This is a genomic window from Adhaeretor mobilis, from assembly GCF_007741515.1.
GTDB lineage: Bacteria > Planctomycetota > Planctomycetia > Pirellulales > Lacipirellulaceae > Adhaeretor > Adhaeretor mobilis.
Window position 1 is genome coordinate 3,615,783 of record NZ_CP036263.1, and the last position, 13,954, is coordinate 3,629,736.

The 13,954-nt window shown below is 56.1% G+C and carries 13 protein-coding genes and 1 tRNA gene; 8 read left to right on the forward strand and 6 right to left on the reverse strand.

Annotated elements, in window-relative coordinates:
- Positions 1-84 precede the first annotated feature (84 nt).
- Positions 85-1,143, forward strand: coding sequence for a DUF4912 domain-containing protein (locus HG15A2_RS14290; RefSeq protein ID WP_145060870.1), 1,059 nt, complete (start codon positions 85-87; stop codon positions 1,141-1,143).
- A gap of 90 nt (positions 1,144-1,233) precedes the next feature.
- Positions 1,234-2,094 carry an ATP-dependent sacrificial sulfur transferase LarE gene (gene larE, locus HG15A2_RS14295; protein ID WP_145060871.1) on the forward strand — a complete coding sequence of 287 codons (861 nt, stop codon included), beginning with the start codon at positions 1,234-1,236 and terminating at the stop codon, positions 2,092-2,094.
- Between the two features lie 8 nt (positions 2,095-2,102).
- Here larE and HG15A2_RS14300 read toward each other — a convergent pair whose 3' ends face one another.
- The 4 genes from HG15A2_RS14300 to HG15A2_RS14315 all read right to left on the reverse strand — a co-directional run bounded on the left by HG15A2_RS14300 (position 2,103) and on the right by HG15A2_RS14315 (position 6,518).
- Complete coding sequence (locus HG15A2_RS14300) at positions 2,103-2,678, reverse strand: hypothetical protein (protein WP_218931970.1); 576 nt, start codon at positions 2,676-2,678, stop codon at positions 2,103-2,105.
- A gap of 85 nt (positions 2,679-2,763) precedes the next feature.
- Positions 2,764-3,426 (reverse strand): type II secretion system protein, encoded by a 663-nt coding sequence (locus HG15A2_RS14305; RefSeq protein ID WP_145064079.1) that lies wholly within the window; start codon positions 3,424-3,426, stop codon positions 2,764-2,766.
- A 253-nt stretch (positions 3,427-3,679) separates the two neighbouring features.
- Positions 3,680-5,599: a sodium:solute symporter family transporter gene (locus HG15A2_RS14310; protein WP_145060873.1), complete on the reverse strand. Its 1,920-nt coding sequence runs from the start codon at positions 5,597-5,599 to the stop codon at positions 3,680-3,682.
- A 202-nt stretch (positions 5,600-5,801) separates the two neighbouring features.
- Complete coding sequence (locus HG15A2_RS14315) at positions 5,802-6,518, reverse strand: hypothetical protein (RefSeq protein ID WP_145060874.1); 717 nt, start codon at positions 6,516-6,518, stop codon at positions 5,802-5,804.
- 326 nt (positions 6,519-6,844) lie between these two features.
- Here HG15A2_RS14315 and HG15A2_RS14320 point away from each other — a divergent pair, with 326 nt between their 5' ends.
- The 3 genes from HG15A2_RS14320 to thiO are packed head-to-tail and all read left to right on the forward strand — an operon-like array spanning position 6,845 to position 8,950.
- Positions 6,845-7,117, forward strand: coding sequence for a glutaredoxin family protein (locus HG15A2_RS14320; protein WP_218931971.1), 273 nt, complete (start codon positions 6,845-6,847; stop codon positions 7,115-7,117).
- 5 nt (positions 7,118-7,122) lie between these two features.
- Positions 7,123-7,818 carry a TIGR04282 family arsenosugar biosynthesis glycosyltransferase gene (locus tag HG15A2_RS14325; RefSeq protein WP_218931972.1) on the forward strand — a complete coding sequence of 232 codons (696 nt, stop codon included), beginning with the start codon at positions 7,123-7,125 and terminating at the stop codon, positions 7,816-7,818.
- On the forward strand, positions 7,811-8,950 hold the full coding sequence (gene thiO, locus HG15A2_RS14330; RefSeq protein ID WP_218931973.1) for a glycine oxidase ThiO: 1,140 nt from the start codon (positions 7,811-7,813) through the stop codon (positions 8,948-8,950). Before HG15A2_RS14325 ends, thiO begins: the two co-directional genes overlap by 8 nt.
- Here thiO and HG15A2_RS14335 read toward each other — a convergent pair.
- A complete protein-coding gene (locus HG15A2_RS14335; RefSeq protein WP_145060878.1) occupies positions 8,926-9,495 on the reverse strand; it encodes a hypothetical protein in 570 nt (189 codons plus the stop codon). The genes thiO and HG15A2_RS14335 overlap by 25 nt on opposite strands.
- 232 nt (positions 9,496-9,727) lie before the next feature.
- On the opposite strand from HG15A2_RS14335, the gene HG15A2_RS14340 reads away from it, so the two are divergent.
- From HG15A2_RS14340 to HG15A2_RS14350, 3 genes are all read left to right on the forward strand, one after another.
- Positions 9,728-10,993, forward strand: a complete 1,266-nt coding sequence (locus tag HG15A2_RS14340; protein WP_145060879.1) for a lactate racemase domain-containing protein — start codon at positions 9,728-9,730, stop codon at positions 10,991-10,993.
- 127 nt (positions 10,994-11,120) lie between these two features.
- Positions 11,121-12,158 carry a hypothetical protein gene (locus HG15A2_RS14345; protein ID WP_145060880.1) on the forward strand — a complete coding sequence of 346 codons (1,038 nt, stop codon included), beginning with the start codon at positions 11,121-11,123 and terminating at the stop codon, positions 12,156-12,158.
- Positions 12,159-12,365: 207 nt separating this feature from the next.
- On the forward strand, positions 12,366-13,349 hold the full coding sequence (locus tag HG15A2_RS14350) for a GDSL-type esterase/lipase family protein (protein WP_218931974.1): 984 nt from the start codon (positions 12,366-12,368) through the stop codon (positions 13,347-13,349).
- 454 nt (positions 13,350-13,803) lie between these two features.
- Here the strand turns inward: HG15A2_RS14350 and HG15A2_RS14355 are convergent.
- Positions 13,804-13,877 (reverse strand) — tRNA-Asp (locus HG15A2_RS14355).
- Positions 13,878-13,954: the final 77 nt, after the last annotated feature.

Sequence of the window (13,954 nt, forward strand, 5' to 3'; positions counted from 1 at the left end):
GCCAAGGCTGGCCTCACACCACAAGCTCAGCAATCTTGTCGTGCTACTGCAATCGCCAAGCCAACACCTAACAGCCAGACAACTATGACTGCTTCATCACTCCGCTCTTACACTGCCAAAGATCTCGCCCAAATGGCCCGAGAGAAAGGCGTCTCTGGATGGCATTCCATGCGTAAGGAGCAACTCGTGAAGGCCCTTATTCAGCAGGGCGGCAGTCGCTCTCGCAATGGCAGTCCTAAACAGGTTCGGACCAACGGCAAGACGAGTCAAACCAGTGCCAAGGCACTCTTCAAGATCAACCAACTGCAGCAGAAACTGGCAACTATCAAGAATCTCGGCTGTGAGAACGGCCTGAAGTCGGTCGAAAAAGATCGACTGGTCGTTATGGTGCGAGACCCGTACTGGCTGCATGCCTACTGGGAATTGGAGCAACGTAGCGTCGATCGTGCCCAGGCGGCCATGGGACAACGCTGGCACAGTGCCCAGCCTGTGCTGCGACTCATCAAGGTAGAGGCTGACGGCAGTGCTCATCTAGAGCGCGATATAGCCATCCATGGTGGCGTGCAAAACTGGTACCTCGACGTCCAGGACCCTCCCAGTACGTACCGACTCGAAATCGGCTATCTCTCTGCGGACGAAGGCTTTCACTGCCTAGCTCGCAGTAACGAAGTCTCTACCCCTCCCGCGGGGACGAGCGACGCGGTCGATAACAACTGGGCTGATGTGGCCCAGCAGGCTGATCGCATCTACGCGATGAGTGGTGGCTATTCGCCAGCCGGTGTAAGCCGCGAACTTAAGGACCTGCTCGAAGAGCGCCTTCAGCGTCCTTTAGGTACGCCCATGAAGACCAAGTTCGGCAGCGGCGCTGCTGGGCGAGAGCAGGGCAATCTACAATTTGCCGTGGATGCGGAAGTCATCGTGTACGGGGCTGCCGATCGCGATTCGCACGTGACCCTCAAAGGAGAGCCTGTGCAGCTACGGGACGACGGCACATTCACAGTCCGCGTATCGTTGCCCGAACGCCGCCAGGTGATCCCCGTAGTGGCCAGTTCCGCCGACGGGGCCGAGCAGCAGACGATCATTCTGGCCATCGAGCGAAATACCAAGGTCATGGAAAAAGTTGAACGCGATGTCACCGGCTAGAGCAGTTGCATCTCTTTGAGGGATTTCCGTGCGACGCATAGCTAATTAACCTCAATAGACCTCGCTAGCTCTTTGCATTCCAATGAACGCATGAGTGAAACAACTACGAAGGCGTTCGAGCTAGCGGCCGCGCAAGACCAGCTCGTGAACCAATTGCGAAAATTCGAGAGTTGCGTCGTGGCGTTCTCTGGCGGCGTTGATAGCGCCGTGGTCGCCAAAGCCGCTCAGCTAGCCCTGGGCGAGCATGCCCTTGCGGTGACCGGCACGAGTGCCAGCCTAGCCGAGGGAGAACTCACCACGGCTCGCCAAGTTGCCGAGTCGATTGGCATTCGCCACGAAGTTGTTGCCACCGACGAACTGGCCGACGATGCGTACCTCGCCAACGCGCCTGATCGTTGCTTCCATTGCAAGACCGAGCTCTACGGATTGCTCAGTAGCTACGCTACCAAGCACGGCTTTGCCTGTGTGGTCGCCGGGGCGAATCTCGACGACCTGGGGGACTTTCGCCCAGGGTTGCAAGCTGCCTCGAACCACGAGGTCGTAAACCCGCTAGCCGATTGCGGGCTCGCCAAAGACCACGTTCGCCAATTGGCCAAAGCGTGGGATCTCAAGGTGTGGGACAAGCCGGCAACGCCCTGCCTTTCGAGCCGCGTAGTTTACGGCCTGGAGATTACCCCAGAGAGGCTCGCACGCATCGATGCGGCTGAGCAACTCCTTCGACGGTTAGGTCTCGCCACCGTGCGGGTGCGCTGCCACCAGGACGAGCTAGCTCGCCTGGAAGTGCCAGTGGACGAGTTGCCCAGGCTCTGCGAGCCCCAGGTACGCGAACAACTTGTCACTGAGCTTCGCCAGCTGGGTTTTGGCTACGTGACGCTCGATCTGGAAGGCTTCCGTTCAGGCAGCTTCCAACAGCTGGTGCCGGTGGAGCAGTTGCTGGCTGCCAAGGGATAGCCCATAGTCTAGCGACCGCCTCCCCCCCCGAACATGCCGCGTGGGCCTTTCACGGGATCCAATCCGCGCTCCTCACGCCGCTGGTTCATGATGTCCTTCAGTGCATCCATTTTGGCCCGCATCTCGGGCGTACTTCGGTCCAGTCGCTGCTTACTCCGTTGAGCGCGTTCGGCAGGAGTCGCATCGGCACCGCGATCGCCGCGCGGTCCCTGGTCGCCATTGGCTGCCCATTCTTTGCGTCGCTGCTCTGAGCGTTCGATCCACTCATCGAGTTCCTTGTCACGCTCTGCCTTGGGCATAGAGAGCAGTTGATCGACTCGCTGAATCATATCTTGACGGCCACCCTCCCACACAGCGCGACGTTGCTCGTCCGTTAAATCCCTAGTCTTCTCTCTTAGATTTTCGTAGCTAGCACGACGCTCACTTTCGGTCATTTTATCTCGGTCTTGAGAGAGTTGCTCGCGGAGATGCTTCGCCTCGGCCACTTTTGGGTCTTCACCCCCAAGTAACCCCATTGCCCATCCAACGCCTGCGAGCAACATCAAAGCTGCTAGTGACAGGATCACGTTCTTTTTGTTCATCATTTTCTCCTGTTCGGCTGTTGAGCCGCCGCTAAAGAATCACGTTGAATTGGAAAATACCTAACCAAACTTAGCATCGCAGCAGAGCCTATTCCGCTACTACCAACGCATCAACATGGCCGTCGAGGTAAAGGAAGTTTCTGCCACCATCCTGGCCCGGCGAGCCATGAAAGGACTCGAAATCGTAGACTACCCATACCTCGCCCGAACCGCGAACCTCGCCTCGACGAGTTTCTAGCACATCCTGTCGGGTGCGTCCTTCTAACCTGTAGGAGGGGTACTCATAGCTGGTTCCCTCGTTTTCAAAGTAAGAGTCGCCTCTTACGAACGGCCCACCATCAGGCCGTAGGTAGTCGTTCACGCCTGTATTGTCGTAGGTGTAGTTCGCAACGTCATCCTCGTTGGTGGGACCAAAGTCGCCCGCACAGCGCCAGAGTTCCTGATTGTTCTCCGTATACCCGGCCAGCACCTTGTAGATAGGCCAAGTCGTCTTGTCCTTCTCATCGAAAGGCTTAACCGCAGCAACGGCCGAGGGCATCATCACAGCCTCGGGAAACTTACCCCGTTCACCGCGACTATCCAAATACTGAGTCAGCGCGAGCCCGATTTGATGCAAGTTGGAATTGCACTGCGTCCGCCGGGCGGCCCCGCGGGCGGCTTGAACGGCTGGCAGCAGCAGCCCGATGAGGGCACCGATGATAGAGATGACCACCAGAAGCTCGACGAGGGTAAAGGCTTTGTTTCGGTTCATAGCGGTGCAACTAGGGAGGGTCGTTTGGGAGGGCTTGGTGCGGGAGGCTTACTCAAAATTCTGCCGATCTGGTTCCAACCCCGGAGCGTGGGACGGGTTCCGCAGAAATCATGGCAAACTTGGGTCGAAATCTGTGCGAGGCGTAGCTCACTGGCTACAGCTGCAAGGTCCGCAGTCATCCTAGGCGCAACAATCCCTTGAGAAGCCAAAAAACGCCACGATTCCCCGCAAAAGCTGGTGCAACAACTGCCAGCTACCAGAAGATAGCGTAGAGAATTAGCGTGATGATCACCACGACGATTCCGCAAGTCTTGGCACCTGCGGAGGGCTCCAGCGAGATCGTGGTATTCACTGGCAGTTCTTTCGGCTCGTTGAGCGGATTGACCATGGTCATGATCGCCATGACGCCCAAGTTGCAAAAGAACGCCACTGCCATGCGATCGAGGAATGCCATGTTGGGGAACCCAAAGGCTAGCGCCCCGTACAAGAACGGGTTGATCAGCAGCCCCACCACGCCGGCCATTGCTGGGGCACGCTTCACGAGGATGCCAAACACAAAAACAGCCAAAATGCCGGGGGAGATGTAGCCTTGGAACTCTTGAATATAGTTGAAGATACCGCGGAAGCGAGGGTCGCCCAGAACGGGGGAGATCAAGCACCCGATCACGGTAAACGCCACCACGCAAAGCCGTCCCACGCCCACGAGCGAGGATTGTGATGCATCGCGGCTAATGAACTTCGAAAAAATATCCATCGTGAATATGGTCGACGCGGAGTTGAGCATCGAAGCCAACGAGCTCATTACGGCACCGAGAATCGCAGCGAGCATGAAACCCCGGAGACCCTCGGGCGTGAGCTTCTTGATCAACAGGCCAAACGCGGAATCGTACTTGTAGCCGATGAGCTTGCTCTCAGCTTCGGTATCAACGCCCGCGGCGTTGATAGCCGATAGGTTGGAGTCATTCGCGGCAGCCAGTTCAGCAGGCGTACTACTCTGCTCGATGGCCTTCACGCCTTCAGCACTTGAGAACTGGTTGGCATGGTACAGAGCTAAGCTGCGGGCAACCTCAGGGCTTTGTTCAGCGAAATCGCCATCGAAGGGAAACACTTTGCCCGCCGCTGGGCTGCCTTCGTTGAATGCTTCAATAATCTCTGCGTTGTCCTTTTCCGCCTCGGCCACCATGTCCTGGCTGTAGATATTAAATGCAATTAAGCCGGGCACCACGATGATGAACGGGATGATCAGCTTCAACGCGGCAGCAAAGACAATGCCCTTTTGCCCCTCGCCCAGCGAATGAGCACCGAGGGTTCGCTGCGTGATGTACTGGTTGAGACCCCAGTAGTAGAAGTTGGGAATCCATAGGCCCAAAACTAGTGCTGTCCAAGGAATGTCGGGGTTGTCTTTGGGCAGCACCATGTGCAGCTTATTGCTATTGAGCGCGAAAAACTTTGTGAGCCCGCTCGACTCGTCCTGCAGGTTTTCGGATTGGACTGCCTCGTCGCCAAGAGTGGTGGCAAGCTCAGAGACAGGGGTTTTACCTAGCATCTGCAAAGCGAGTACCACGACGATGAAGCCGCCAATGATGAGTGCCGAACCTTGCAACAAGTCGGCCCAGGCACACGCCTTCAGCCCGCCAAAGGCCACGTACATGGCCGCTAGGACTCCGATGATCCATGAAGCACTTACGACATTGATCTCAACGCCCATCAACTTCTGGCCCGCAAACAACGTGTCGCAGACTAGGGCACCTGAGTAGATAACAGCGGGGATGGTGACCGCCACGTAGATAATCATCGTGAAGCCGGCCATCAACGTTCGTGAGAGCTTGTTGTAGCGGTACTCAAGAAACTCCGGGATCGTGTAGATGCCCGAACGCAAGAACATGGGTAAGAACACAAAAGCAACCACTACTAGGGTAATGGCCGCCATCCATTCGTAACTTGCAATCGCCAGTCCCAGCGATCCAGCCGCTTGGCCAGACATGCCCACGAATTGCTCAGTTGAGATATTGGCTGCGATCAGCGAGAAACCGATGACCCACCACTTCAAGCCACGACCTGCCAGGAAGTAATCTTCACTGGACTTCTCGCCACGACCCATCAAAAAGCCGACTGCCAAGACGGCAGCTATGAATCCAAAGAATACGGTTAGATCGAGACCGGAAAGTACCATGCGCGCGAAAACCTTAGAACTTGGCTTGATGAGCAACAAGCAGGATGAGTAGCTGCATGATAATCACCGCAACTCCGCAACGCTAGCAGCCCAGGGAGGGCCTAGAGCGGCCCAGAAGCGAGAAACTGCCCAAGCCTAGCGGTTAGGCAAAGTGAGTATCGAGCCTTCGCTCCGTCGAATCTTGATTTCGGGGAGCGGGAGATCAAACCTTGTGATGGCGGCGGCGAATCGGCTGACTGCGACGGGCGGCTCCGCCACCGGTGGCTCGGTAGCCGTACTCGATGGCAAACCACTCGGCGAATTGCTCGCGTTTCAGGTAAGAGCTATTGCGATCGTCGACCAAATGGCCAAGCTCGTGGATAAGGATGTTGTTCAGGTAGAAGTCGCGGATTGTATCCTCAGTCCAAGTGAGCCGCCAAACGCCTGCTTCCGGGCGATCCCATAGGCCGCCGAACATCTTGGCTTCGTTGATCACCTGCGGAGCCGGAGGGCTGTAGAAGTGTTCTTCGAGCGACTCTTCCAACGGATACAGGTAGATCGTGGTGCCCCATTGCAGTCCGTAACAGGGAAAACTCTGCTTCTTGCGCGTCATGCCACTAATTTGCACGACATCAAGTTCCTTGAGAAAGTGCTGCGGAACTTGTGTCAGACGTTCGCGCACTTCTTCGGGAGTAACGACATGCCGGTATCCCCAGCCTGGCGATTGCACGATGGATTTGAAGCTGCCGTCGCGCTTGTTATCTTCGCGCGGCTCGTACCAGTTCTCAGGCGGGCTAAACGGCTCCGCGAAATCGCGATTGAGTGTGCTGGAATGCGTACGACGTGCCTGCGGGGGACGGCGATCAGCGCGATTGAAGCTGCGGCCTTTCGCCTGCCGGGCGGCATCTTTTTGTGTGTTGGTTTTAGCATTTTTCTTCATCGTCGTACTCCACTTAAGTTGTTATTAAGGAAGAACTTGCTACGTTTATGGGGAGTCGCTTTTGTGGTCGCCTTGGAGCGAGACGTTCTTTGCGAAGCCTCGATTCGTTTGGTTCGCTTGGAAGGGCAGAACAGGGGGTTGCCAGGCGGTTGCCAAAAGCGGTACTTCCATCGTAGGCAGGCGGGAAGGCCGGCTCCAAACAGAACACCTAAGTCACGCTGGGGCCCCAACTTACCGCCTGCACCAAACTCCCCCTGCAGGGGGGTTGGACGGGTATTGAGGGCACCTCTACGGGAAACCACCAAGCGATATTTGAGATGCATTCAATGACCCACGAAGAGCAACAATCGAGCAACCAAGACCTCCAAGTGAACTTCTACACGCGCCGGGGATGCCACCTATGCGATGAAGCGCTCGCCATCCTCAATCATCAAGGCATCAAGCCGGAGGTTATCGATATCGACGAACAGCCTGAGTTGTTCGAGCAATTCAACACGTGCGTGCCCGTGGTGGAGATCGACGGCAAGGTGCGCTTTCGCGGCCGGGTAGACGAGGTGCTACTGCGCCGTTTGCTACATGCGGTGCGCGGGTCGAGATGAAAAGTATGACTACTGATAAATGCTGCCTTGGCGTGTTTGCCAAGCATTGGACACCCGGTAAAGTGAAAACACGGCTGGGAACATCAATCGGCGACCAGCACGCCGCAGAGGTGTACCGCCTGTTCGTCGCAACCACCTTAGCTCGGCTCCGCCGCTTGACGGCCAACCGAGTCGTGGCATTTTCTCCAGACGAAAAGGAAGCCGCTTTTCGATCAATAGCGACCGACTGGAATTTACAGTCACAAGGCTCTGGTGACCTTGGCAACCGCATGGCTCGGTTCTTTGAAGCTCAATTTGCCGCTGGCTACAAGCGGGTCGTGCTGCTGGGAACCGACAGCCCCAACGTGCCGCTAGAGTATATCGAACAGGCCTTCGATATGCTCTCGGAAAATGAAGCTGTGTTTGGTCCCTCTGAGGATGGCGGATACTATCTAGTTGGGCTAAGTCGCCCGCTGTCCGAGGCGTTTCAGGGAATCACCTGGAGCACATCCGAGGTGTGGCACATGACGCAAGAACGGCTTCGCCATGCCGGGGCGACTTATTTAATGCTCCCCTCGTGGTATGATGTTGATACGCTGGCCGATCTGCAGCGACTGCGAAGCGACCTGGCAAACTCTATCGAGACGAGTGATTCGGCACTGCAGGAACTTCGCGAGCAACTGGCCAACTTCCTCCCACCCAATTCCCCCCATTATGCCTAAGCCAGAGCACTATGAGGTTGCCATCATCGGTGGCGGTGTTATTGGGCTCTCGCTCGCGTGGGAATTGTCGCGCCGCGGGCGGAGCGTATGTGTCATCGAACGCGACCAACCGGGCAGGGCAGCTTCCTGGGCGGGAGCAGGGATGATCCCACCGGGCCCCGCTCGCGAGTTCTGGCCCGCAGCGGAACCGTACGAACAACTCGCCGGCTTGAGTGGGGAGCTCCATCGGAAGTGGCACGAACTGCTATTCGACGAAACGGGCATCGACAACGGCTATCGAGAGTCTGGCAGTATCTACTTAGCGGAAGACGAAAACACAACGGCAGCGTTGTGTGAACGGCAAGGTCGATGGCAACAGCTAGGTATCGAGGCAAATTCGCTCTCCGAAAGCCAGCTTGCGAACTATGAGCCTGTCCTTGCCAAAGCAGCTTCTTCGATTGAAGTCCCAGGGGAATCGCAGATTCGCAACCCTCGTCATTTGCAGGCGTTAGTACACGCATGCAAGCAAGATGGCGTGCGATTCGTGCTGGGCACTGAAGCGAGTGGGTTTCACGAAGACGACAAGCGCCTTATGGAAGTCAAAGCTGGTGACCATCGGATCGTTGCTGAGCAGTTTTGCGTTACTGCGGGCTGTTGGTCTGGCAAACTCACTGGCAAGTTAGGAATCAAGCTACCGATTCAACCGCTGCGAGGACAGATTGCTTTGCTCAAGGGCGCGCCGGGGATACTCAAGCGAATCGTGAATGTCGGCTCGCGCTACCTCGTGCCACGGGAAGATGGTCGCATTCTCGTTGGATCAACCGTCGAAGAGGTTGGGTTTAATGCTCGCACTACCAATGAGGGCATTGCCGGCTTGCTGGAATTTGTGGCGCGCATTGCTCCGCCACTTGCCGAGCTGTCGATCGAGAAAACATGGGCCGGCCTGCGTCCGGCAACGCCGGATGGGTTGCCGTATTTGGGCCCTTGTGGCGATTTGGAAAACGCTTGGGTCGCTACTGGGCACTTTCGCGCTGGCTTGCAGCTCAGCACCGGAACGGCACGAGTCATGGCTGATGCGATGTGTGAGAAACAGCCGGAGATTTCGCTGGCTGCGTTTTCGCTGGATCGTCAGAGCTTGCGCTGCGAAGTGTGATCCGTTTGCTTGGCGTGCATCCAGGCATGGCGCGAGATCGAGCCGAAACTGTACGCCATGAAAGCAATCCAACCACCGAGTACGCCGCACGATACGGCGCCAAGCCCCAGCCCAGGCCATGTGACTTCGCTGCCGAGCGCCATTGAAAGTGCCCACCCGCCCAACAACACCCCCGCCAGAACACCGACACCAGAGACCACGCGACCCCAGCGCACGACTGCAGCGTGAAGCGCAAGCGGTGTAGTCTCAGGCATCGACTCTTGCCACCTTGCCTTCGGTTGGCTCGCAGAAATCGCTTGGGTAGGATCGTGCGTCTCCCGTTTTGGAGAAGTATTTCGCAATCGTGTGCCAACCACATTGCCGAAAATGTGTGCTCCTACCAAGAGCGCACCCATCGCGATCACACCTGGCCAGTAGCCCGGCGCTTTCACCAGCAATGCACACAACGCAGATAGCAGTGCAACCATTGTCAACAGCTGGCGCAGTCCGAACCGCAATAGTGGTTCGGAAGCGGAATGCACTTGCTGTGGTTCGATGGTGGACATGACTGCGACAAACTCGTGCTGTGTACAACTGCTGCCCCGGAGGTGCTGGTTCGACGTTGGCACCTCCGGGTATTTTCCAACGCTCGGCCGCATTCGACAAGCAGACAAATCGACTAACGGCGGTAATCTTCCTCGGGTATGATGTGAGTACTAGAGGACATCTTCGCTTGTCCTTCCCTGGCGCATACCCTTTCCCACTATTGTCGATTCCAGATAACGATACCGGAATATCATGGCACTCCACTTAGCTATCGGCTCGCCCACAACTGACCTGTCCGACGACCAGCTGCGCGAAGCACTCACCGAAGTCTACGAGAAGCTGGGCCCGAGGGAGCGCGTGTTTGCCGTACCGCCGGACTATTCTCGCTACGCCAGTAGGGCAGGGCGGCTTACGGAAATGACGTGGGAGCACTACCGCGAGAAACTCGTCGACGTGATGCCCGCGGTCGGTACGCATAAGGAAATGAGCGAGAAGCAGCTGCGAAAGATGTTTGGCGAGACACCTCTGGAGCTTTTCAGCTACCACAATTGGCGGACTGACATCGACACGGTCGGCAGCGTGCCTGCGGAGTTCGTCGGCGAAGTGACCGAGGGCATCTACACCAAAGACTGGCCCGCACAGGTGAACAAGCGGATCAACTCTGGCGAACACGATCTGATTCTCTCCATCGGCCAAGTCGTACCGCACGAGGTGATTGGCATGGCCAACTACAACAAGAATATTTTCGTGGGCACCGGCGGCGTGCGAGGCATCAACGAAAGCCACTACATCGGTGCCGCCTACGGCATGGAGCGCATCATGGGCCGCGGCGACACGCCGCTACGGAAGATACTCAATTACGCTCAGGACAACTTCCTCCAGCATTTACCCATTATCTACGTACTGACGGTCATCGGTCCGAACCAAACCGGCGAGTCCGTGGTGCGTGGCCTGTTTGTGGGCGACGATGTGGAGTGCTTCGAGCGTGCTTGCGAGCTCTCCCGCGCAGTCAACCTGCAGCAACTCGACGCGCCGCTCAAGAAGGTGGTCGTGAACCTTAACGCGGAGAAGTTCGAAAGCACCTGGCTAGGCAACAAGGCGATCTATCGCACGCGCATGGCAATTGCCGACGAGGGGGAGCTTATCATCCTCGCCCCTGGTGTCGATTGCTTCGGCGAAGATCCCGATATCGACCGATTGATCCGCAAGTACGGCTACCGCACCACGCCGGAGATTCTCGAGTTCGTGGAAAAGAAGGAAGAACTGCGAGAGAATCTCTCCGCAGCAGCCCACCTGATTCACGGCTCGACTGAGAACCGCTTCAAGGTGACTTACTGCACAGGCGGGCTCACTCAAGAAGAGGTCGAGAGTGTGGGCTACGAGTACGGTGATTTGTCCGAATACCAAGAGAAATACCTGAGTGAAGGACTCAGCAACGGCATACACACAACTGCCGATGGCGAGGCGTACTTCTACATCGACGACCCAGCGATGGGATTGTGGTCCTACGAAGAATGATCTCTGAATCGTCATGCGTAAGTTGTCGGGTCATTTCGAAAGTCGGTAACGCTTCTAGGACGATCGTCTTTTCTCGCCTCTTGCTCATCGCTTGCGTGCAACCCGAGCCTCAAGCTAGGTTTGAACCATGAGAATTGTCGCATCCATTTTTTCGATCTGCTGCCTCCTAGACGGCGGCAGCCCGGCTGTCGCTGCGCCCTTTGTTGAATATGGGAACCATCCGGCCAGCTACGGCGACCACGCAATCGCAGCTACATGGTCCAACGGCCCCGTCACAAGCCTCACTGTACAGCTGGAAACAGACATCACGGTTTTGCACGCCGACGGCATAGGGCAAAGTCAGCGCACGGCACGCAATACACTCAACTACGTGCCTCCTTCAGACCCCGACAATCCCCAGAACTACGATAATCTTCAGCTGGTCGCAGAGTACGGAAGCCGGCTTCCCTTGCTGCAACACTTGTCTGCCAACGGCACGAGTTCATTAAGATATTTTTTCGGGACGCCGATCACCACAGGTTTCGATCTGTTCATAACCGATGTCGATTCCAGCGATCTCGCGCGCATCCGCGCCTACGACGCAGACGATCAGCTCATCGACATGAACACATGGACGCTGGCGGGCGAGGGTGACCTCTCACTCTACAAAGACACGGGCACCGTCTTCAGCTCTATCACAGCCCCTACGCCGAATACCACATTCAGTAGTAATCGCGTGAAGCTGGAGGCGGTCGATGGAACCAATTACAATCGGTCCTACAGCATCCTACGTGCCCCCAGTGGGGCCGACGTTGCGCGAGTCTCGATTCACTTTGAGGGTGTTCACAATAGTCCTAACCGCGAATTTGGCGGCAACGGCTCTCACATCTATGTGGGACTGACGCGCACACCGGAATTACCCGACTTCGATGATAACGATCTCGTTGACGGCGGAGACCTGTTAGCTTGGCAGCTTGGTTTTGACCCTAACGGCACAAACGCAGCTTTTGGCGATGGGGATGCCAATCTGGATGATACCGTCGACGAACACGACCTGCGGGCCTGGCAACTGCGCTATGGCTCGCCCGCGGCCAATGTCCCGATGGCATCCCAAGTCCCAGAGCCCACGATTAGCGCACTTCTAGTCACTGGAGTTTTTCTCGCAGTTGGCAGACGGCGGGCATAAGAAAACCCAAGCCCTACGCGGCAGGGGCGCAAGATCGCAAAAACAGAAGGTATCGACAGTATGTGCGGGATTGGGTTCGACGCTCACACGTCATCCTGTTTATCATGTCCTAGAACGGTTCGCATTGCCAGCGAAGCCCGCAAACGAGAAAGCCCGCCTACAGTCCGGGCTCAAAACAGGCCAACTCTCAAAGAAACTCCCCCGGTTATGCAAAGCGAAAACCTAAAAAACCGACTCCTGCTGGGCATCGGCACCTTCTTATGCGTCCTCTGGATTTCCTTTCCCGTTCGGGTCGACGCAGCTGTTATCGCACTAGCGGGCGATTCAACCGTCGCAAGCAATAACGGATGGGGCGACGCGCTGTCCAATTTCATACCGACGACCTATACCGTCAACAATCAAGGGATTAATGGGCGCAGTACCAAGTCTTTCATCAATGAAGGCCGTTGGCAAAACACGCTAGACCTCAACTCGGACTATGTGTTTATCCAGTTCGGTCACAACGATCAAAAGCTCAATAACTCAAGCTTAGGCACCTATCCAGATGACAATCCTACCCATGTCACTCCAGGCCCACTCGACCTCTACAGTGGTAATCTGCGAAGCATGGTAGATGACGTGGTGAGTAGCGGCGCTACGCCCATACTCTTGACACCCGTAGCTCGCCGGTGGACGCCTTACACCAGCACTCAGGCACAGATCAACATAAACAACTGGCTAGGGGCTACGGACGGCTTCGGCAACCAATACTCGCTCCTTGATTACGCTGATGCTGTCAAGGCAGTGGGTATCGAAAAGAATGTCACTGTAATCGATTTGAACCAGTTGAGTCTGAATCTCTACATCGAGATGATAGGAAACGGAGAGGACATATCTACGTTCGGCCCCCCTGAGGATAACACTCACTTTAGCGCCGTTGGCAGCCTAGCGATTGCCGGACTCGTGGGGGAATCGATTACAATGCTCTGGGGAGACTTTGACGCCGATGGTGACACAGATGGTCGTGATTTCCTGAGGTGGCAAATCGGTGAAGCTCCCAATCCACTTAGCCAATCAGACCTAGGGAATTGGGAAGCGAATTATGGGTGGGTGGCTCCGTCCGTGGAGGTGGCAGTAGTCCCCGAACCCACCTACCTCGTCTTGCTCTTGGGGATCCTGTCTTTAGGGGGTCAGTTTAGGCCGACTAGATAGCGATCCTACACACAAGCCTTCTACGGCATCTTCCTTTGGAGCCGCCTTCTACTTGCTGTTTATCTACGAATTTCACCTGGCAACGAGACTACACCGAGCCACAAACACTGAATCATCGAATGAAATAAACCCAGAAGATGATTTCTTTGACAGGTGCTTAAATCTGAAATTAATTTGTGCCTTGGTTCACCGATCTCGCGAGAAGTCTCGGAAACGATCGTACGGATGGCGAAGGAGAATCGCTCGTGAGGCTACCGGCAGATCCAGGGCGCGACATCGAACCCCGGCCATGACGTTTGCGACTCGACCGTAGATTCTAAAGAACGGCAATTACCGTTTTTGGCGATCGGCCTAATCTTAGAACCGATACAGGCCCGCTTAGAACTGATACGGGCCGCACTGTCGAACGTCGACAGGTAACAGAAACTCTTTGCTCGAAGGCACTTACGTCAAGCGACGCCGACGGGAATCGAACCCGCAACCTCTGGATCGACAGTCCAGTGCTCTAACCAATTGAGCTACGGCGCCATGATTTCATACAACGGCTTCATGCAAGTCAGTTATTGTAAGCAGCATCGCTCTTCTGCGAAAGGCTTACCAAGTGG